Annotated in this window: 16 protein-coding genes and 1 pseudogene; 4 read left to right on the top strand and 13 right to left on the bottom strand. The window is 45.1% G+C overall.

Annotation, left to right across the window (positions count from 1 at the left end):
* From AACQ17_RS13140 to zapE, 4 genes and pseudogenes are all read right to left on the bottom strand, one after another.
* Positions 1–74 (bottom strand): annotated as a pseudogene (locus AACQ17_RS13140) (ubiquinol-cytochrome c reductase iron-sulfur subunit); the annotation flags it as partial.
* A 326-nt stretch (positions 75–400) separates the two neighbouring features.
* Positions 401–793 (bottom strand): 30S ribosomal protein S9, encoded by a 393-nt coding sequence (rpsI, locus tag AACQ17_RS13135; RefSeq protein WP_010318040.1) that lies wholly within the window; start codon positions 791–793, stop codon positions 401–403.
* Positions 794–808: 15 nt separating this feature from the next.
* Entirely contained in the window at positions 809–1,237 is a 429-nt protein-coding gene (gene rplM, locus AACQ17_RS13130; RefSeq protein WP_013856066.1) for a 50S ribosomal protein L13, read from the bottom strand.
* A 237-nt stretch (positions 1,238–1,474) separates the two neighbouring features.
* The gene (zapE, locus tag AACQ17_RS13125; RefSeq protein WP_094147517.1) at positions 1,475–2,581 is read right to left on the bottom strand and encodes a cell division protein ZapE; all 1,107 of its coding nucleotides are present in this window, start codon (positions 2,579–2,581) and stop codon (positions 1,475–1,477) included.
* A gap of 144 nt (positions 2,582–2,725) precedes the next feature.
* On the opposite strand from zapE, the gene zapG reads away from it, so the two are divergent.
* The 3 genes from zapG (at position 2,726) to degS (ending at position 5,857) form a co-directional block, all read left to right on the top strand.
* Positions 2,726–3,169, top strand: a complete 444-nt coding sequence (zapG, locus tag AACQ17_RS13120; RefSeq protein ID WP_013856064.1) for a Z-ring associated protein ZapG — start codon at positions 2,726–2,728, stop codon at positions 3,167–3,169.
* A 116-nt stretch (positions 3,170–3,285) separates the two neighbouring features.
* The gene (locus AACQ17_RS13115; protein ID WP_026027948.1) at positions 3,286–4,650 is read left to right on the top strand and encodes a Do family serine endopeptidase; all 1,365 of its coding nucleotides are present in this window, start codon (positions 3,286–3,288) and stop codon (positions 4,648–4,650) included.
* A gap of 142 nt (positions 4,651–4,792) precedes the next feature.
* Positions 4,793–5,857 (top strand): outer membrane-stress sensor serine endopeptidase DegS, encoded by a 1,065-nt coding sequence (gene degS / locus AACQ17_RS13110; RefSeq protein ID WP_026027947.1) that lies wholly within the window; start codon positions 4,793–4,795, stop codon positions 5,855–5,857.
* Positions 5,858–5,928: 71 nt separating this feature from the next.
* Here the strand turns inward: degS and parC are convergent, their stop codons facing one another.
* The 6 genes from parC to nudF form a co-directional block, all read right to left on the bottom strand.
* A complete protein-coding gene (gene parC / locus AACQ17_RS13105; RefSeq protein WP_094147518.1) occupies positions 5,929–8,205 on the bottom strand; it encodes a DNA topoisomerase IV subunit A in 2,277 nt (758 codons plus the stop codon).
* Positions 8,206–10,089: a DNA topoisomerase IV subunit B gene (parE, locus tag AACQ17_RS13100; RefSeq protein WP_017042666.1), complete on the bottom strand. Its 1,884-nt coding sequence runs from the start codon at positions 10,087–10,089 to the stop codon at positions 8,206–8,208.
* Between the two features lie 212 nt (positions 10,090–10,301).
* Positions 10,302–10,898: an esterase YqiA gene (yqiA, locus tag AACQ17_RS13095; RefSeq protein ID WP_017042667.1), complete on the bottom strand. Its 597-nt coding sequence runs from the start codon at positions 10,896–10,898 to the stop codon at positions 10,302–10,304.
* Complete coding sequence (gene cpdA / locus AACQ17_RS13090; RefSeq protein WP_094132261.1) at positions 10,888–11,709, bottom strand: 3',5'-cyclic-AMP phosphodiesterase; 822 nt, start codon at positions 11,707–11,709, stop codon at positions 10,888–10,890. The genes yqiA and cpdA overlap by 11 nt, the downstream gene beginning before the upstream one ends.
* Positions 11,710–11,756: 47 nt before the next feature.
* Positions 11,757–12,191 (bottom strand): DUF1249 family protein, encoded by a 435-nt coding sequence (locus AACQ17_RS13085; protein WP_017042669.1) that lies wholly within the window; start codon positions 12,189–12,191, stop codon positions 11,757–11,759.
* Positions 12,179–12,808, bottom strand: a complete 630-nt coding sequence (gene nudF, locus AACQ17_RS13080; protein WP_094147519.1) for an ADP-ribose diphosphatase — start codon at positions 12,806–12,808, stop codon at positions 12,179–12,181. The genes AACQ17_RS13085 and nudF overlap by 13 nt, the downstream gene beginning before the upstream one ends.
* Before the next feature lie 234 nt (positions 12,809–13,042).
* Here nudF and tolC point away from each other — a divergent pair, with 234 nt between their 5' ends.
* Positions 13,043–14,350 (top strand): outer membrane channel protein TolC, encoded by a 1,308-nt coding sequence (tolC, locus tag AACQ17_RS13075; protein WP_064625882.1) that lies wholly within the window; start codon positions 13,043–13,045, stop codon positions 14,348–14,350.
* A gap of 85 nt (positions 14,351–14,435) precedes the next feature.
* On the opposite strand, the gene hldE is transcribed toward tolC, so the two are convergent.
* From hldE to AACQ17_RS13060, 3 genes are all read right to left on the bottom strand, one after another.
* Positions 14,436–15,866, bottom strand: coding sequence for a bifunctional D-glycero-beta-D-manno-heptose-7-phosphate kinase/D-glycero-beta-D-manno-heptose 1-phosphate adenylyltransferase HldE (hldE, locus tag AACQ17_RS13070; RefSeq protein WP_017042672.1), 1,431 nt, complete (start codon positions 15,864–15,866; stop codon positions 14,436–14,438).
* 63 nt (positions 15,867–15,929) lie between these two features.
* Positions 15,930–18,776 carry a bifunctional [glutamate--ammonia ligase]-adenylyl-L-tyrosine phosphorylase/[glutamate--ammonia-ligase] adenylyltransferase gene (gene glnE, locus AACQ17_RS13065; RefSeq protein ID WP_094147785.1) on the bottom strand — a complete coding sequence of 949 codons (2,847 nt, stop codon included), beginning with the start codon at positions 18,774–18,776 and terminating at the stop codon, positions 15,930–15,932.
* Between the two features lie 126 nt (positions 18,777–18,902).
* Complete coding sequence (locus AACQ17_RS13060) at positions 18,903–20,159, bottom strand: methyl-accepting chemotaxis protein (RefSeq protein ID WP_013856051.1); 1,257 nt, start codon at positions 20,157–20,159, stop codon at positions 18,903–18,905.
* Positions 20,160–20,516: the final 357 nt, after the last annotated feature.

Raw genomic sequence — 20,516 nt, 5'->3', positions numbered from 1 at the left:
CCTAACCCTCCGACAACGGCTGTTGTCGCGGTTAAGAAACGTCTGCGACCGTTATTTAAAGGCGCATTGCTCATCCAAACATTCTCCCATTTGCTCCCTGTGGATTATTATTATTCCGCTTATCAAGAGCATGGCTAACAAAATACGAATCTAGTTGTATTTATTTGATGGCAAATCATAAATAAAACCCTACTTTTTGACAAGATAAAGCTACCTTTTCGTAACATTCGTGAAGTAAATCGCACGTGAGGTCACAAAAGGAAGATTAAAGAGCAACAACCAAATGATGTGATTAAAAAAATGAGTGTTTGCTAACACCAAAAAACAAAAAGCCCGGTATAAATACCGGGCTTTTGAACCACAATCCAGTAACACTGGAAGCGAATCTTTTGAAAAAAGATTAACGCTTAGAGAATTGTGGTTTACGACGTGCTTTACGCAGACCAACTTTCTTACGTTCAACGCAACGAGCGTCGCGAGTAACGTAGCCAGCTGCACGTAGAACAGGACGTAGTGATTCGTCGTATTCCATTAGAGCGCGAGTGATACCGTGACGGATAGCACCAGCTTGACCAGAAATACCACCACCTTTAACAGTGATGTATAGATCTAGTTTCTCAGTTAGTTCAACTAGCTCAAGAGGTTGTTTAACAACCATGCGAGAAGTTGGACGACCAAAGTAAACATCAAGGCTACGCTTGTTGATTACAATGTTGCCGCTGCCTGGTTTAATAAAAACGCGTGCAGCTGAGCTTTTGCGACGGCCAGTGCCGTAGTATTGATTCTCTGCCATTTTCGAAATCCCCAATTAGATGTCTAGTACTTTTGGTTGTTGAGCAGCATGGTTGTGCTCAGCGCCAGCGTAAACTTTCAGCTTACGGTACATAGCACGGCCTAGAGGACCACGTGGTAGCATACCTTTAACCGCTAGCTCAATAACCATCTCTGGCTTACGAATAATCAGCTTGTCGAAAGTGATTGATTTTAAGCCGCCTGGAAATTCAGTGTGACGGTAGTAAGTTTTAGCTGCTGCTTTGTTACCAGTTACAGTAACTTTCTCAGCGTTTACAACGATGATGTAATCACCAGTGTCTACGTGAGGAGTGTATTCAGCTTTATGTTTGCCACGTAGGCGAGATGCAATTTCACTTGCTAGACGACCTAGAGTTTTACCCTCAGCGTCTACGATATACCAGTCGCGTTTTACAGTTTCTGGTTTAGCAACGAAAGTTTTCATGCTAATAATAACCCGTTAAATAAAATTTACACTAAAAGGAGCATTAAAATGCCCCCACTGTCTAAGAGTCCAAAGTTGCCCCTTCGAGCGTTTGGTTTCTCTCGGCCTCTCGTTTCACAGAAACAGGCCTGCAGTAACGGTGGGTCGCAGGATTATAGGGAAGTCAGTAGAAAAAATCACCTCTTTTTGAACAAAATCACGAATTTTTTATTTTGCTTTAAAAGTGTTCGGATTGAGCTAGGCCAGATGTTCCCTTGATAAATACTCATGACTTTGCATTTCAATTAACCGCGACTGACAACGTTTGAATTCAAACTCCAGTTGCCCATGCAGATACAGATCGTCCAGCGCCACTTCAGCGGAGATAATTACTTTTACATGTCGTTCGTAAAATTCATCAATCAACGCAATAAAACGCCGCGCTGCATCATCGATGGCGCGATCCATTTGCTTCACATCGGCCAGCAGTACTGTGTGGTAAATTTTGGACAACTCAATGTAATCGTTTTGGCTTCTCGCCGTTTGGCATAACTGTTCAAATGTCGCATGTAAAATACCATCACTAGCCTTTACAACAGCGAGGGTGCGATGATTGATTTCAATCTCACTGCGTGCTTCTTTTTTCTCGTCACCAACCAATTGCCGATAGTAATGTTGTAAATTGTGGCTTGCTGCTTCATCCAATGGATAGTGGTAAATTTCCGCTTGCTCTAATGTTCTTAAGCGATAATCAATGCCACTATCGACGTTCAACACATGACAGTGTGATTCAATCAAAGCAATTGCAGGGAGAAAGCGTGCTCGCTGCAAGCCGTTGCGGTATAAGTCGTGCGGTGGAATGTTCGATGTCGCCACTAAGATAATGCCGCGCTTAAACAGTGCTTGAAACAAGGTACCCAAAATCATCGCATCGGTAATATCTGATACAAAAAATTCATCAAAACAGATAATTTCCGTTTCAGACTTTAAAATATCGGCAACCTTTTCTAAGGGCTCTTCAACTCCAGCCAGTGCCTTCAACTCATCATGAACTCGGTACATAAAACGGTGGAAATGCACTCGCATTTTGCGAGTGGTTGGCAGAGCTTCAAAAAACGTATCCATTAGATAGGTTTTTCCTCGCCCGACACCGCCCCAAAAATAGAGCCCTTTAGGTAAGTTAGGCTGTTCAGGTTGACGACCAAGCCATTTGGTCCAAACCGCGGAGGGCTTAACTGGTTGGTTAAGATAATCCTGAAACTGATGGTAGAGTAAATCCAGCGCATCGACGGCGCTTTCTTGAGCAGAGTCTCGTTGAAAACCGAGTTTTTTTACATCGTGTTCATATCGCTGTTTTGGTGTCATGACCGCCTACTGCACTAAAGAAAATGGAAACTGCTATTTCGTGTATTTCGCTTTATTGGCTAGAGCAGTCATAGTAACATGTCCAAGCGACGTGTGTAACCAACAGGTAAAAAACATGTTAAATAACAACAATAAGGAGCTGTTATGCCTTGGATATATGCCATTGTAGGCTTGCTAGTAGGGGCCGTGTTGGGAATGGTCATTTCACGATTGACTACGCCTCAATATAAAAACCAAAAGTCTCTACAAAAAGAATTAGATAACGCGAAATTTAGTTTGGAACAACAACGCCAAGAATTGTCGGATCACTTTGCTCAAGCGGCAGAAATACTCGATACCCTAGGTAAAGATTATACAAAACTGTATCAACACATGGCCAAAACATCGTCCGAAATTCTGCCGAATATGCCAGAGCAAGATAACCCATTTATCAAAAAAATCGCTCTGCATAATGATACAGATAAAAGCAACGATGACATTTTGGAACAGCCACCGAAAGATTATGCCAATGGCGCAACAGGGCTTTTTAATACCCCCAAAAAAGAGATCATTCATTCTGCAGACGTGGTTAAGGTGAAAGCCGTTTAATCTGAATTCATGAACTTTATAAAGGTTTTTGAGTCATAAACCTCACGAGAGTGTTGAAGTTTTGTCTTTCGTACAAATATTAAACTTCGAACACAGTTATTCCAAAGGAGCTTATGATGAAAAAACCTTTACTTCTTTTAACCGCTCTATCGTTAAGTTTAAGTTCAATCATCACCCCACTACCCGCAATGGCAGCGCTACCCTTTTCTGTCAGTGGTGAGCCATTGCCGAGCTTAGCACCGATGCTAGAGCAAGTGACACCGGCGGTTGTGAGTATCTCAGTTGAGGGAACTCAAGTCTCCCATCAACGTTTACCCGAGCAGTTTCGATTTTTCTTTGGTCCTGACTTCCCAATCGACCAATCGCAAGAGCGGCCATTTAGAGCATTAGGCTCTGGTGTCATTACTGACGCAGACAAAGGTTATGTTGTGACTAATTATCACGTCATCGATGGCGCTGATAAGATTCGCGTCAAATTATACGACGGCCGAGAATACGATGCGGAGCTCGTCGGTGGCGATAAAATGTCCGATGTCGCGCTGATCAAATTAAAAAAAGCAAAAAATTTAACCCAAATTCGTATCGCGGATTCAGACAAACTGCGTGTAGGTGATTTCACTGTCGCGATCGGGAACCCGTTTGGTCTTGGTCAAACGGTGACTTCCGGCATTGTTTCTGCGCTAGGACGAAGTGGACTTAATCTTGAAAACTTTGAGAACTTTATTCAGACCGATGCCGCGATTAACAGTGGCAACTCTGGTGGTGCCTTAGTCAATCTCAATGGTGAATTGATTGGGATTAATACCGCGATTCTTGGGCCGAATGGTGGCAACGTTGGGATAGGTTTTGCAATACCATCAAATATGATGAAAAACTTGACCGAACAGATCTTAGAATTTGGTGAGGTAAAACGTGGCGTGCTCGGTGTTCAAGGGGGTGAAATAACCTCTGAACTGGCTGAAGCGCTAGGCTATGAGTCAAGTAAAGGGGCGTTTGTTAGCCAAGTTATTAAAGATAGCGCCGCCGATAAAGCAGGGATCAAAGCGGGTGATGTCATCACAGCTATTAATGGAAAAAACGTTTCTACCTTCAATGAATTAAGAGCCAAAGTGGCAACATTAGGTGCAGGTAAAAAAATCACAATCGATGTTATCCGCGATGGTAAAAGCAAAACCTTCGACGTAACCTTGAGTGAAAACAACACCACAACTAAAGCAGAGCAACTGCACTCGGGGTTGACTGGTGCGGCACTGACCAATACGACGGATCAAGACCCAATCGCTGGCGTTAAAGTGACTGCTATAGAGAAAGGGTCAGCGGCAGAAGCGTATCAACTACAAAAAGAGGACATCATCATTGGTGTTAACCGCCAACGAGTGAAAAACCTCGCACAATTACGCGAAATTTTGGAGAAAAAGCCGAGCATACTTGCGCTGAATATCCAACGAGGTGATAGAACTATTTACTTGGTTATTCGCTAATTAGTGAGAATCTCTTGTCGAGTGATCAGGGCAGCATTTAAATGCTGCCCTTTTCTTATTCAATCATGTAGTGCTATTCTTCCTCTCTCAAGCTCAGGTGTAAAATAAGCTGAGTATATAGCGGGTTTTGTTTGGGGAAGATATGCTTAACTTTTTACTTCGTTCAGTGGGGCTTGGGCTTCTCGCTGCTATTGTTATTTTACTAGCGGTTCCCTCGCTACGTTCAAATGTTCTCCCGCAAATCGCGGCCGAAGAGTCTCCCAATGCGCTCTCTTTGCAAATTTCGTTTAACCAAGCCGTTCGCCGCGCCGCACCTGCTGTAGTCAATATTTACAACCAAAAATACACCGAAAGCGATCGCAGTAAACTGTCGATTCAAGGGTTAGGTTCTGGTGTGATTGTGAGCGAGAAAGGGTACATCATTACTAACTATCACGTAGTAGCCCAAGCAGACCAAATCGTAGCGGCCTTACAAGATGGCCGTCTCGCAGCAGCGCAATTAGTAGGCAAAGATCGACGCACGGATATCGCAATTTTGCGAATCGAAGGAACGAACCTTCCCGTTATTCCACAAAATCCCAATTACTCGGTGAAAGTTGGCGATGTGGTACTGGCCATTGGCAATCCATACAACCTTGGACAAACCACTACTTTTGGTATCATTTCTGCCACTGAACGTTCATCAGTCAGTACCGATGGACGTCAAGCTTTCATCCAAACTGATGCGGCCATTAATGAAGGCAATTCAGGTGGAGCTTTGGTCAACACTCAAGGAGAGCTCGTCGGTATTAACACGGCTTCGTTTCAACAAGCAACTGAAATGAAAACCGATGGTATATCATTCGCGATTCCTTACAAATTAGCCAATACCATTATGGAAAAAATCATTGCTGATGGACGCGTGATTCGCGGCTATATCGGTATTGATGGGCAAGATATTACTCCAGTAACATCTCGCCTACTTGGCAGTGAACATATTGGCGGCATAGTTGTGTTGGGCATTGACCCCAATGGCCCTGCGGAAACGGCTGGTTTTAAAGAGCGGGACATTATTCTAAAAATTGGCGGTAAAAAAATTAATGGTCGCAAGAGTGTGATGGAAATTGTCACTGACTTGCGCCCAGGTACCGTTGTCGATGTGCTCATCTTACGTAAAGGTGAAGAGATGACACTTCCCGTGACAATTGTTGAAGACCTACGCGAATAAAACTAAGCACCAAAAACAAAGAGACATAAAAAAGCCCCCAACTCACGAAGGGGGCTTTTATTTATAGACTTTTACTCTTGCTCAAGATCTGAACCACTAAGTTCTGATTCAATCTCAATTGCAGTAACACGTTGTAGCCCTCTCGGCAGTAAGCTACCTCGACGTCCACGCTCACCACGGAAGTTCTCTAGATCGCTGGCTTTTAAACCAAGTTTGCGTTTGCCGGCATAGAGCGTAATAGCCGATCCTTGAGGCAAGGAGATTAAGTGTGACACAAACTCTTCACGCTCTTTGGACTTAGCCGCAGGAATATTGATTATTTTGTTGCCTTTGCCTTTGGTTAGCTGTGGTAAATCTTTGATTGGGAATAGCAACATTCGGCCCTGATTCGTGATCGCTAAAATGTCATCAGACTCCAAATTACCGATGGCCTGCGGCGTCATTACCTCTGAGTTCTCAGGCAAATTAACTAAGGCTTTACCACTACGGTTTTTCGACAGCAGTTCACCACCTTTACACACAAAACCATAACCGGCATCCGAGCCCACTAACCAGAGTTGATCCTCTTCCCCCATAACTACTTGGCGAATAGACGAGCCCTCTGTGATGTTGAGACGACCCGTAATCGGCTCACCTTGACTGCGCGCCGAAGGTAGCGAGTGAGCTTCAAGCGAATAACTTCGACCATCGCTACCCAAGAATACGACCTGTTGATTGCTCTTACCACAAGCATGAGCCAAATACTGATCGCCGGATTTATAGCTCAAACTTTGGCAATCCACGTCATGCCCTTTGGCATGACGTACCCAGCCTTTTTCCGAAAGCACAACGGTGATCGCTTCACTTGGCACAAGGTCACGCTCAGTCAACGCTTTAGATTCAGCACGCTCAATCAGTGGTGAACGGCGATCATCACCGTACTTCTCAGCATCCGCTTTGATCTCTTTCTTCAACAATGTGTTCAAGCGACGCTCAGAACCAAGCAACTGCTCTAATTTTTCGCGCTCTTTGGCAAGCTCATCTTGCTCACCACGAATCTTCATCTCTTCAAGTTTGGCTAAGTGGCGAAGTTTGGTATCTAAAATCGCATCGGCTTGAATAGCACTAATACCAAAACGGGCCATCAGTACCGCTTTAGGTTCATCTTCAGTACGAATGATTTCAATCACTTCATCAATATTCAGATAAGCAATGAGCAAACCTTCCAAGATGTGCAAACGCGCCATGACTTTATCAAGACGGTACTGTAAGCGGCGGCGAACCGTGGTGCGACGAAACTCAATCCACTCAGAAAGAATGGTCACTAAACCTTTCACTTCAGGACGATTGTTTAAGCCAATCATGTTCAAGTTAACACGGAAGCTTTTCTCTAGATCGGTTGATGCGAACAAGTGGCTCATCAACAAGTCACAATCTACGCGGTTAGAACGCGGCACAATAACAATACGCGTAGGGTTCTCGTGATCCGATTCATCGCGTAAATCTTCAACCATTGGCAATTTCTTCGCGCGCATTTGGTTAGCGATTTGTTCGAGCAATTTAGCGCCTGAGACTTGATGAGGTAATGCTGTGATCACAACATCACTCCCCTCTTTATGCCAAACCGCGCGCATTTTGATACTGCCGCGACCTGAGCGATATATTTTCTCAATTTCAATTCTGGGTGAAATAATTTCCGCTTCGGTCGGATAATCTGGCCCTTGCACGTACTGCATCACATCATGCAGTTGCGCTTCCGGGTTATCGATCAGGTGAATCGTCGCATCGGCAATTTCACGCACATTGTGTGGCGGGATATCGGTCGCCATACCCACCGCAATTCCCGTGACGCCATTGAGCAAAATATGAGGTAAACGCGCCGGCAGCATTTGTGGTTCTTGCATTGTCCCATCAAAGTTAGGCTGCCAATCAACGTTGCCTTGTCCAAGCTCACCCAGTAAAACTTCAGCGAATTTAGACAGTTTCGCTTCGGTATAACGCATCGCCGCGAAGGATTTTGGATCGTCCGGAGCACCCCAGTTACCTTGACCATCCACCAGTGGATAGCGGTAAGAAAAGGGTTGTGCCATTAATACCATCGCTTCGTAACAGGCCGAATCACCGTGCGGGTGGTATTTACCGAGCACGTCACCAACGGTACGCGCTGATTTTTTGTACTTGGCTGACGCCGAGAGTCCAAGCTCCGACATCGCATAAATAATACGTCGCTGTACCGGTTTTAAACCATCGCCAATATAAGGCAGTGCGCGGTCCATGATGACGTACATCGAATAATTGAGATAGGCGTCTTCAGTGAACTTACGCAGCGGCAGTTTCTCAACACCATCAAAGGTTATTTCAGTTGACATTTATTGCACCTCTGCCATATCGCCATAACGTTGCAACCATGCGCGGCGGTCATCTGCACGCTTTTTACCTAGCAACATGTCCATCATCTCATCCGTTGCTTCAGCATCATCAATGGTCAGTTGCACCAAGCGGCGCGTGTTTGGATCCATCGTTGTTTCACGCAATTGAAGCGGATTCATTTCACCCAAACCTTTAAATCGCTGGACGTTGATTTTGGCTTTTTTCTGGCTAAGTCGCTCTAAAATGCCCTCTTTTTCAGCATCATCGAGTGCATAAAAGACCTCTTTGCCGCAGTCGATCCGATACAAAGGAGGCATCGCAACAAAAATGTGGCCCGCTTTGACTAGTGCTCGGAAATGTTTGGTAAATAAGGCGCAGAGCAAGGTGGCAATATGTAAACCATCAGAGTCCGCATCCGCGAGAATACAGATTTTACCGTAACGCAATCCATCGAGATCGTCGTTATCAGGATCAATCCCAAGCGCAACAGAGATATCATGCACTTCTTGTGAAGCCAGCACTTGGTCTGCCGACACTTCCCACGTATTTAAAATTTTCCCACGCAGTGGCATAACCGCTTGAAATTCACGATCGCGCGCTTGCTTAGCACTGCCGCCTGCTGAATCCCCTTCGACAAAGAAGATTTCCGTGCGGCTCAGGTCTTGCACTGAACAATCGGTCAATTTACCGGGGAGCGCGGGGCCTGATGCGATTTTTTTCCGTACCACTTTTTTGCTGGCTCGCATGCGGCGATGCGCATTGGCTATGCACACTTCGGCAAGTAATTCAGCGAGTTGTGGTTTTTCATTCAGCCATAAACTGAAGGAGTCTTTTATCACACCTGAAACAAAAGCCGCGGTTTGACGTGAAGAAAGGCGCTCTTTAGTTTGCCCTGCAAACTGTGGGTCTTGCATCTTAACCGACAACACATAAGAACAGCGGTCAAAGACATCTTCACCAGTTAACTTAACGCCACGCGGCAACAGGTTGCGGAATTCACAGAATTCACGCATCGCATCGAGCAACCCTTGGCGTAAGCCGTTAACGTGCGTACCACCTTGTGCGGTCGGGATTAAGTTAACATAGCTTTCAGTGATCATCTCACCACCTTCAGGTAGCCAAATCACTGCCCAGTTGGCCGCTTCAGTTTCAGCGACAAACTCACCCGTAAATGGCTCTTCGGGCAATAAGGTGTAACCCTTTACGCCTTCTGCGAGATAATCTTTTAGGCCGTCTTCGTAGTACCAACGGTGCTCAAGATTGTTAACCTTATCACTAAAGGTGATCTCGAGCCCCGGGCAAAGTACCGCTTTAGCGCGCAAATTATTGATTAGGCGAGTCACTGAAAAGTTAGGCGAATCAAAGTAGCTGGTATCGGGCCAAAAGTGGACACTTGTCCCTTTATTGCGACGACCACAGGTGCCAGTTACTGTCAATTCCTCGACTTTATTACCGTGCTCAAACGCCATTTCATAGATTTGCCCATCACGGCGAACGGTCACTTCCACACGCTTGGATAGGGCATTCACTACGGAAATACCTACCCCATGTAAACCACCGGAGAACTGGTAGCTTTTGTTTGAAAACTTACCACCCGCATGCAATTTACAGAAGATAAGCTCAACGCCTGATATTTTCTCTTCAGGGTGAATATCAACAGGCATACCACGCCCATCATCGATCACTTCAAGTGATTGATCTGCGTGGAGAATAACTTGTACCTTGGAGGCATATCCGGCTAGCGCTTCATCGACACTGTTATCGATAACTTCTTGGCCTAAATGGTTAGGTCGCGCGGTGTCCGTATACATCCCAGGTCGGCGACGTACTGGCTCTAAACCATTAAGAACTTCAATGGCCCCAGCATTATATTGTTCAGTCATAATACGGAATGCTTTTATAGATAAATGATTCGTTACTTTTTCGGCAGTTTATCAATGATGTGCTTGTGATTAATTAACGACAACAACGCTGATTTTTTCAGCATTACAAACTGCAAAAGTATAGATAGGACATAGTCTGGAAGAGCCTTGCTTATGTCAAGCGAGATAAGTAAGTTACAGGTAAAATTATGACTCCCCCCTCAATGAATTGGTCAGAGATCTAGGAATTCGATGATTTGTCGCGGATATCGCTCAAAGTTAACAAAACTATGATCGCCGCCAAATTCAACCGTCTGTTTTGCTCCCGTCAATTTAGCGACGGCTTGACGGTAATCTAAGACTTCATCGCCCATTTGTTGCAACAACCAAAATGACGTGACGTCATTAATTTTAACCTCTAATGCTTTGAGCTCTTCAATATGTTTCGCCTCTAGCCGATAGTGCTCTTGCGTGTAGGGATTGACTTGTTCGCCTAAAAAATTGACCAATAATTCATACGGTTTGATTGCTGGGTTTATCACCACGGCACGAAAACCAAACAAATGGTTTAACCAAATAGACAAATACCCGCCTAATGAACTCCCCACCAGCGCAATACGATATTGATCTTGATGTTGATGAATAAGATCAAGTAGATATTCCGCAGCTTGCGCGGGAAAACTGGGTAACTTAGGCACCATCACTTTGATATCAGGACGCTGCATTTGGCAATACTTCACCATCACTTGTGCTTTGTGCGACAGCGGCGAGCTATTAAAGCCGTGAATATAAAGCAGCATAGGTTGACGAGTAGGCATCTCAGTATCCATTAGCGTTAAAATCCGGTTGGAATGCGCCGTTAGCTAAACGTTTGACTTGAGTTTCTATTTGACCATCAGCAGATAGCGTCAATTCACGCCATCCTGGGGAAGTGCGATCCAAAGCAAAATCATCTGAATTGGGCTTAAATTGTACACAGGTCGAGGGAGTGGCCATCACTCGGACACCGTGGTGGAGTTTATCCATATTTTGATGAACATGACCACACAGGACGGCTTTCACATTGCGATGTTGCGTGACGATATTCCAAAAAGCATCGCTGTCTTTAAGGCTATGTTGATCGAGCCAGGCGCTCCCCACCAATAGAGGATGATGATGCAGCACAATCAAGGTGTGTCGCTGATGGTGCGTCGATAATTTTTCGTCAAGTAAAGCCAATTGTTGATCGCTCAGCCGTCCATGCGGTACGCCCACCACTTGAGAATCGAGCATCACCATCTGCCAGTGTTCACCGAGTAATACATGCTCCGACTGTTGAATCTGCTCTGACGGGAATACGGCGCCCATATTGGGTTTAAAGTCGTGATTACCGGGAAGCCAAAAACAAGTTTTTTCTAATGAAGAAATACCACGAGAGAAACGAAGATAAGACTCAGCACTATGATCTTGCGAGATGTCGCCCGTAGCTAGAATTGCATCAAATTCAACACGTTGCGCGCAGATCTCTGCCACAACAGCATGAAAGCTATCTACCGTATTAACACTCAACAGGCTGCCATCATCCGGCGCAAACAGATGCGTATCGGTAATTTGTAGCAGCTTGATGCTGTCTGAATTGTCTAGAGTTGGCGACACGTTCAAAATTTATTAATCCAAATTGAATGACTAATTTTCATCTATGACGAAGACTAAATTGGAGCTCGGCTAATCCCGTGCTTTAAACAGAAAGTAAGCCAATCGCCTAAAAAGCGATTGATTTGCGCTTTCTCATCTTTTTGCATCATTTGTTCATTCGGGTAATCATAGCGAGCTTTGATCTGATTTATCCGCGCACTTGCACACACTTCGGAAACACGTGCATCGTGGTAAAGCCTGACAGACATCGACGGTAATGGAAATACTGAAACGTCATCACTCTGACAAATCTCCACTAAAGTTGTGTACTTTGTGACCTCTAGCACTTGTAATTGATAGGTCATTTGAGCTGCCTGATAACAGCGTAAGTCACCCACGCTCGGCTGACTTGGTAACAAAGCGTTCAATTTCGCGTAGTTAGTTTCGTACACACGCATTAATTCCGATAAATCAACGTGATACGGTTTTTTCAATGCTAATTCTGCCATTGCAATTGTAACTGTTGATAGTTTAGCTCTAACCATTGTAAAGCGACAATTGAGGCACCATTCTCAATTTGGCCATTTTTCACTAAGCGGTAAGCCTCTTCACGGCTCATGACATGAACTTTGATGTCTTCACCTTCATAGTCAAGCCCATGTACGCCTTTAGCTTGCGTTGCATCGATTTCACCAACAAAGACGTCGAGTAATTCAGAGCATCCGCCAGATGATGGATAATAAGAGCTAATTTTTTCGATTCGGTTCACTTCAATTCCCGCCTCTTCCATCGCCTCTCGACGAATAACCTGCTCGGACGTTTCATTAGGGTCGATGACTCCAGCAATAATCTCCAGTTGCCAAGGATGGGCGTGCTCTAGGGCTCCAACTCGAATTTGCTCTATAATCACGACTTCATCACGCACAGGATCATAAGGAAGCATAGCCGCAGCATGACCTCTTTCAAACATTTCTCTTTCAATCACCTCACTCCATCCACCTTCAAACAACTTGTGTTTAAAGCGGTATTTCACCATGCGGAAAAAACCTTGGAACAGTGTTTCTTTTGAAATGACGTCCACATCTTGGGGCGTAAAAATGTTGTACTGTTTGTCAGACTGCTGCATTTGAAACCTCGCTCAGTGAATCTCATAGTTTAATCATGGAATTCATCCATCACCAAGGATATTGCTCAACTTTTTATATAAATTTTATATTTATTTTTAAACGAGCATCGAATTTTATTGCACAGATGGACAGTTATGTGTAAAAAAGTGCAAAGTTTCGAGTGAATTACCACCAATTTAAGTTAAACTCCTTAAAAGTAACCTTCTTACATATTAAGGCAGGGAATAGGACCAATGAAAAAACTGCTTCCACTATTCATCAGCGCAGCATTAGGCAGCCTGAGTTCTTCAGTATGGGCGGATACTCTTACTGAAATCTATAATCAAGCCAAAGAAAATGATCCTCAGTTACTGAGCTCTGCAGCTCAACGTGATGCTGCATTTGAAGCGGTCACATCTAGCCGTGGCGATCTGTTACCACAAATCAACCTGACCGCTGGTTACAATATCAACCGCAGTGATACTGATTCACGTGAAAGCGATAAGCTCACAGCAGGCATCAGTTTCTCTCAGCAGCTTTATCAACGTTCAAGTTGGGTTTCTTTAGACACGGCAGAAAAGAATGCACGCAAAGCGGATTCTGCCTATGCGGCCACCCAGCAAGGTCTAATTTTACGCGTTGCACAAGCCTATTTTGAAGTGCTTCGCGCCAAAGATAACTTGGCATTTGTCCGTGCAGAAAAAGCGGCAGTGGCTCGTCAATTAGAGCAAACGAAACAACGTTTTGAAGTCGGTCTTTCTGCGATTACTGACGTGCATGACGCACAAGCGCAATACGATGGCGTGCTTGCTGATGAAGTTTTGGCAAAAAATAGCCTCACCAATAGTTATGAAACCTTGCGTGAAATTACCGGGCAAGAACATTCTGATTTAAGTGTGTTGGATACTAATCGTTTTTCAGCCAGCAAAACAACGCAGCCGATTGATGCTCTGCTTGAAGAAGCCCAACAGAAAAATCTCTCTTTGCTGACCGCTCGTATTGCTCAAGATGTCGCGAAAGATAATATTTCATTAGCAAGTTCAGGGCACTTACCCTCATTGACTCTTGATGGCGGCTACAAGTACGGTGATGAAAGCAACGATAACAGCAACTCTCAAGGGGATTACAACGATTTCAATGTTGGGATCAACCTTAATGTGCCGCTGTACACCGGTGGAAAAACCACGTCGAAAACCAAACAAGCTGAATTTGCGTACGTTGCTGCAAGCCAAGATTTAGAACAGACGTATCGCAGTGTTGTGAAAGATGTACGTGCATTTAACAACAACATCAATGCCTCTATTGGCGCTTTACGTGCTTATGAACAGTCAGTTATTTCAGCGAAATCAGCACTGGAAGCGACCGAAGCAGGGTTTGATGTCGGTACACGGACTATTGTTGATGTGCTTGATTCAACGCGCCGTCTCTACGATGCGAATAAAAATCTCTCTAACGCACGTTATGACTATGTACTGAGCGTCCTGCAATTGCGTCAAGCAGTAGGCACCTTGAGCGAGCAAGATATTTTAGATATCAACGCTGGCTTAAAAGCAGACAGCTAAAAAAGTAAAAGCCGCTGACAATTCAGCGGCTTTTTTGTCGTGATTGGCTCATTTTATACAAAATGCCAAAGGATACGGCGCGATGTTAGCCTCTACCGCCTTTAATCGCTTCAATAATTTCTGTGGTTGAGCAACCATCTTCAAAGTTCAACACTTTGACTTCTCCACCCGCAGCAATCACTTCTTCACCACCGGCGATATCTTCAGGTTTATAGTCACCACCTTTCACCAGTAAGTTAGGTAGTACAGCCGCTATCAAACGCTGTGGCGTATCTTCAGAAAAAGGAACCACCCAATCGACAGCGCCCAATGCAGCCAGTACCGCCATGCGGCGATCTGTTGTATTGACTGGGCGACCTGGGCCTTTCAAACGCTTAACCGACTCATCCGTGTTAACAGCAACAATCAGGCGATCGCCCAATTTGGCTGCGTGGTTAAGATAAGAAACATGTCCTGCATGCAAAATATCAAAGCAACCATTGGTCATCACCACCTTTTCGCCCTGAGCTTGAGCCACTTTTACCGCATCAATTAAGGCTTGTTCACTGATGACACCATAATCAGTATCTTTGCTACCGTGAACCGCTTCCGCTAGTTCAATGGTTGAAACGGTTGACGTGCCCAGTTTACCAACCACAACACCCGCCGCCGCATTGGCCAATGCGCACGCTTCATCAAGTGGTTTACCTGCCGCAACTGATGCCGCCAACACTGAAATCACCGTATCTCCAGCGCCCGTTACGTCATACACTTCTTTGGCTAATGTTGGTAAATGGAATGGCTTCTGATTGCGTTGTAACAGTGTCATGCCGTGTTCGCTGCGAGTCACCAACAGTGCGCCAAGATCAAACTGTTCAATCAAGGCAAAGCCTTTTTCTACTAGCTCTTGCTCTGTTTTTACTTTGCCTACGACCTGTTCAAATTCAGACATGTTAGGTGTGAGCAATGTTGCGCCACGATAACGTTCGAAATCGGCTCCTTTAGGATCGATAAAAACGGGAACGTTGGCTGCACGTGCTTTTTGGATCAATTGCTGCACATGCTCTAATGCGCCTTTGGCGTAATCGGACAAGATCACCGCTTTTACTTTCGGTAACGCCAGCTCCATGCGAGATAAAATCAGTTCTGGATCGGTGTTCTCAAACTTATCTTCGAAATCCAAACGGATCAGTTGCTGGCCTCGGCTTAGCACGCGTAATTTTGTAATGGTTGGATAATTTGGCAGAGCAACAAAATCACAACTCACTTTCAACGCTGTTAACGTTTCAGTCAGAACGTTAGCTGGCTCATCCACGCCAGTTAAACCAACAATGTGCGCATGACCGCCCAGCGAAGCAATGTTCATTGCAACGTTTGCCGCGCCGCCTGGACGTTCTTCGCTATTCTCTACTTTTACTACAGGAACGGGGGCTTCTGGTGAGATGCGACCGGTTGGACCATACCAGTAGCGATCAAGCATCACATCGCCAATAATCAATACACCTGCATCATTGTAGTCAGGTAGGATTGGTTTCATTGTGGATCTCCAATTTTTGTTATTGCGCTGAGTGTAACACAGCTCATTGAGTCTCTAAAACACTCAACCTAGCCACTGCTGCCAAGCGTTTGTGACTCGTCTTCGCAGGTCAACAAACTTACTTTCGTCAACATCCGCATCCAAGTTAAGCAAGTTTCGATGATGGATCTGATTGCGCATCGAAGTATAGGCATCGGTGAGAGCCTGCGCTTGTTCTTTGTCCATCACACCTTGGTTCAGTAGTGACTCAAAAATGCGTACGTTGTCTGACCAAAACGTCAATTTTGGCTTTTCATGGCTAAAACGCAGCACTAGATATTGAGCTAAAAACTCAATATCAGTGATGCCACCAGCATCTTGTTTAAGCATAAAACGGCCACTTTTCTTTCCCCCCAAATGATCGCGCATTTTTATCCGCATCGCGACTACATCCCGCTTGAGCTTGGTTTCATCTCTTGCCAATGACAAAATCTCATGGCGGGTGCGATGGAAAGCCTGTTGCAGTGGCTCATCACCATAAATCATTCGAGCTCGAACTAAGGCTTGGTGTTCCCACGTCCACGCTTCATTGCGCTGGTATTCATCAAACGCTTCAGCGGGGCTAACTAACAAACCTGACGCTCCAGACGGGCGCAAACGAGTATCAACTTCATACAAAATACCAGAAGCGGTACGAGTAGCAAAAATGTGGATCACGCGCTGGGCTAAGCGCAAATAAAACTGACGGCCATCAATCTCTTTTACGCCATCAGTGTAACAATCCACTGGGCAGTCATGGAGAAACACGATATCAAGATCGGAATTGTAACCCAACTCCCAGCCCCCCACTTTGCCATAACCAACAACTGCAAACCCTTTACCATCCCTCTCTTTTAAATGAGTGGGTTGGCCGTATTTTGCACTGACTTGCTGCCAAGCTTGGTTGATCACAGCTTCAACGATGGCTTCAGCAAGGTAGGTTAAGTGATCGCTCACTTTCATCACAGGCAAAGCACCAGCAATATCAGCAGCAGCAATACGCAAAATGCAGATCTGCTTAAATTGGCGTAATCCTTCCATTTGCTGCTCCATATCCTCTTCGGGAATACGAGCAAGAAAATCACGCAGTTCAGTTTTATAAGCAGACAACTCCATTGGATTATAGAGATGCTGCGGGTCGATAAGTTCATCGAGTAAAATGGGGTAACGACTAAGCTGTTCCGAAATCATCGGGCTTGCGGTACATAAACGCACCAGCTGCGTCAATGCCGCAGGGTGTTCATCTAGCAGCTCAAGGTAAGTGGTTCGAGTCACAATTTTGTACATCAAATGCAGCACACGAGGTAAGCCAAACTGCGCATCTGGGTGAATGAAAATCGCTTGGAACAGTTTTGGCATCAACCGGTTTAATACATCTCGTCCGCGTGGGCCCAGCGTTTTTTTCGCCAAATCCTCTTTAAATTGGATCAATACATGCGCCATGCCAGCAGGATCATCACAGGTAAGCTCTTGTTGAAAAATCGTTTCAAGCACATCTGGCTTGTGCGCCATATCCCACAGCTCGTGAAAATGTTTAGCAACGCACTGGTCATCTTCTTCTTCATCATCGCCAATCAGAGTTGCAAATACTTGATGTACTTTGGTCATGTGTTGATGCGTTTCGTGAAGCAGCGTTACCCAGTCAGTGCATTGCATTGCAACGGCTAAGCGAAGTTGATCCAGTTCATTGTCTGGCAAGGTTTGCGTCTGCTTGTCGGCCATCGCTTGCAATAGGTTTTCAAGGCGACGTAAAAACAGATAAGCTTGTCGTAAATCGGCCACTTCTTGCGGTTTGAGCAGGGCAAGTTCTTCTATTGCAACCAGTGTTTCTAATAGTCCACGCTGACGTAAACTGGGTTCTCGTCCACCACGAATTAACTGAAATACTTGTGCGATGAATTCAATTTCGCGGATCCCGCCTGCGCCTAATTTGATGTTGTTATGCAGCCCTCGACGTCTCACTTCGCTGCTGATCATCGATTTCATACGGCGCAGAGATTGAATGGCGCTAAAATCGATGTAGCGGCGGAACACAAATGGTCGCAGCATTTGACGCAGCTCTTGGTACTGCGGATACATTTCCCGCCCCATTACTCGAGCTTTGATCATCGCATAACGCTCCCAATCACGCCCTTGCTCTTGGTAATAATCTTCGAGCGCCGCATAGCTCATCACCAGTGGGCCACTTTCACCAAAAGGACGCAAACGCATATCAACTCGGTAGCAAAAACCGTCAAAGGTATGTTGATCCAACGCTTTGATGATTCGCTGGCCTAAACGGGTAAAAAATTGCGCATTCGCGATGCTGCGGCGAGCGCCTTGTGTTTCACCGTTTTCAGGATAAGTAAAAATGAGGTCGATATCCGACGAGAAGTTCAACTCACCGCCACCTAATTTGCCCATACCGATGATCAGCATAGGTTGTGCTTCACCTTGGTCGTTAGTTGGCGTTCCCCACTCGAAGCAGCAAACAGCGTACTGCCACTGGTAAGTCTCAAAAATGAGTGCTTCCGCCAGTGCTGAAAGATGTGCAAGGCTCTCTTCTAACGTCCAACTGGCGGTAAAATCTCGCCAAGCGATGTACACCATTTCCCGGTTACGAAACTGACGCAAAATACGATGCCCTGACATTTCATCTTTGCACTCTTCTAGCTGTATAGCGAGATCGTCTCGGTAATGCTCTAGCCTTGACTCTCCCGCCAACATTTCCGGTAATTGCATACACAACCGTTCATCTCGCAATAATGCTTCATTGATAAACTGGCTCATCCCGACCACATACAACAGCTGTTTTTTCAATGGCTCGGACCACTGTGCAATGCTCGGTTGTTGCTCTAGCAAATGTTGATAGGTGGTGTGCGCAAAAGCGTGAAGTGATGAAGGCAGTAACATGAGACATCCTTGTGAATTGAGACCAATGCAGTCGCTAGAAGGCTATTTATAGCAAACTTATATCAATAAAAAACGCCCAACAACAAGAATTGTGGGCGTTGATTGAAGGATCGAATTTCTACAGAGTTAGACTTTGAACATCGTGATTTTCCGATCTAACTCTTCGGCGTTGCTTTGCATGATCTCTGATGTTTCAAGCAACTCACCAACCACTGTTACTGAGGCTTCAACAAGCTCCCTCACATTGGTTAGATTTTGGTCCATTTCCTGAGCCACGCTAGTTTGCTGCCCAGCGGCCGTTGCGATTTGGATATTCATGTCATTGATCCGTTGTACTTGATTCACAATACCATCTAATTCAGTGCCCGCATTCGTAACCAGCTCAACTCCTTCAGCCGCTTCAACTACACTTTTTTCCATTAAATCAACAGCTGAATTGGCACTATTTTGTAATTGAGAAATCATCTCTTGGATCTCAATCGTCGCTTTTTGGGTGCGCTGCGCTAAGTTACGCACTTCATCGGCCACCACCGCAAAACCACGCCCAGCTTCACCAGCCCGAGCCGCTTCAATGGCAGCATTGAGCGCGAGTAGGTTGGTTTGCTCGGAAATACTTTGGATGGTTCCAACAACACTGCCAATCGCAACCACTCGTTCTTCAACTTGGTTGACGGCTTGCGCTGATGCCGCGATATCCTTCGATAGCTCACTCATCTTAGTGATGGTGCCTTTGACAAAACGCTGACCAGTTTCTGCTTGACCTGACGCTTGCTCGGTTAGTGCTGATGCATTTTGTGCATGCTCTGCGACCGTTTGCACCGTGGATGTCATTTCACTCATGGCGGTGGCCAATTGGTCAATTTCGTTAAACTCTTCTTGAGCCGAATCTTTGGTTTCTGACATGCTGATGGTCATGACTTCGGTAAGTGACGAAAGCTCTTGTGAGGCATCCACTTGCATCTTAATGACGTCTTGCAACTGGCGGCGGGTTTTCTCAAGCTCTCGCGCAACGTCGCCGTACTCATCTTTACATTCCATATTAATCGGTGTGGAAAGATCACGACTTGCCATCAACTTAATTGAATCACTTAAATATTGTGTTTGGCGCAGCATGACTTTGGCTGCGGCGAGTAAAAGCACAACAAAAACGATGATCATGAATGCCGTTTGCCATACTACTTGAGTCAAATAAGCATCATAGTGTTGCTGAGCGATTTCGGTATTCTGAGTTGCTGCAAGCAGTGATTCGTAAAAAGTACGAGCATCCCAAAGCTGCTTTGCGATGATCAATACTGTACTAAACACCATCAGCATAACCATTTTAGGAACGAGACGAATATCGGTAATCAAACGTTCCCATGGCTTAAATGCCATTGTTGCCATTGTCAGTTCTCCACTATGTCTTATATGTTGAAATTTCAGTAAGTAAGCAAACTCAAAAACTAAAAAAGCTATTTATTTTGAGCTTCGTATGAAAAAAGATGATATCAAAGATGAGACAAATCCAATGTGTTTATTGTTGCTGATCCACTCACTCATGGCATTATTTGTGATCTCAGGCTTGTTGTTCATCCCTGTCAATCATGATACCTGTTAGGTTTCTATCGACCCTGATTTTTTGAACTGTAGTCGTTTCGTTGTGCAACCTGTTGGAGATTTGATCTCATCCACAAATCAATTGCAATTAATGAAACTAAATGAGCAGAGATATAAAAAAAGAGACACCGCAGTATCTAATGC

The organism is Vibrio sp. V10_P2A27P122, assembly GCF_963874335.1.
GTDB classification, from domain to species: domain Bacteria; phylum Pseudomonadota; class Gammaproteobacteria; order Enterobacterales; family Vibrionaceae; genus Vibrio; species Vibrio anguillarum.
Note: the sequence above shows the minus strand (reverse complement) of the source record. Positions and strands in the feature narration are given on the sequence as shown.

Coding starts and splice junctions, on each gene's coding strand:
- AACQ17_RS13115 (WP_026027948.1), top strand. CDS start 3,286: ATGAAAAAACCTTTACTTCTTTTAACCGCTCTATCGTTAAGTTTAAGT.
- zapE (WP_094147517.1), bottom strand. CDS start 2,581: ATGACACCAAAACAGCGATATGAACACGATGTAAAAAAACTCGGTTTT.
- rpsI (WP_010318040.1), bottom strand. CDS start 793: ATGGCAGAGAATCAATACTACGGCACTGGCCGTCGCAAAAGCTCAGCT.
- zapG (WP_013856064.1), top strand. CDS start 2,726: ATGCCTTGGATATATGCCATTGTAGGCTTGCTAGTAGGGGCCGTGTTG.
- parC (WP_094147518.1), bottom strand. CDS start 8,205: ATGTCAACTGAAATAACCTTTGATGGTGTTGAGAAACTGCCGCTGCGT.
- tolC (WP_064625882.1), top strand. CDS start 13,043: ATGAAAAAACTGCTTCCACTATTCATCAGCGCAGCATTAGGCAGCCTG.
- rplM (WP_013856066.1), bottom strand. CDS start 1,237: ATGAAAACTTTCGTTGCTAAACCAGAAACTGTAAAACGCGACTGGTAT.
- nudF (WP_094147519.1), bottom strand. CDS start 12,808: ATGCAGCAGTCTGACAAACAGTACAACATTTTTACGCCCCAAGATGTG.
- yqiA (WP_017042667.1), bottom strand. CDS start 10,898: ATGGATACTGAGATGCCTACTCGTCAACCTATGCTGCTTTATATTCAC.
- AACQ17_RS13085 (WP_017042669.1), bottom strand. CDS start 12,191: ATGGCAGAATTAGCATTGAAAAAACCGTATCACGTTGATTTATCGGAA.
- degS (WP_026027947.1), top strand. CDS start 4,793: ATGCTTAACTTTTTACTTCGTTCAGTGGGGCTTGGGCTTCTCGCTGCT.
- AACQ17_RS13060 (WP_013856051.1), bottom strand. CDS start 20,159: ATGGCAACAATGGCATTTAAGCCATGGGAACGTTTGATTACCGATATT.
- parE (WP_017042666.1), bottom strand. CDS start 10,089: ATGACTGAACAATATAATGCTGGGGCCATTGAAGTTCTTAATGGTTTA.
- hldE (WP_017042672.1), bottom strand. CDS start 15,866: ATGAAACCAATCCTACCTGACTACAATGATGCAGGTGTATTGATTATT.
- glnE (WP_094147785.1), bottom strand. CDS start 18,776: ATGTTACTGCCTTCATCACTTCACGCTTTTGCGCACACCACCTATCAA.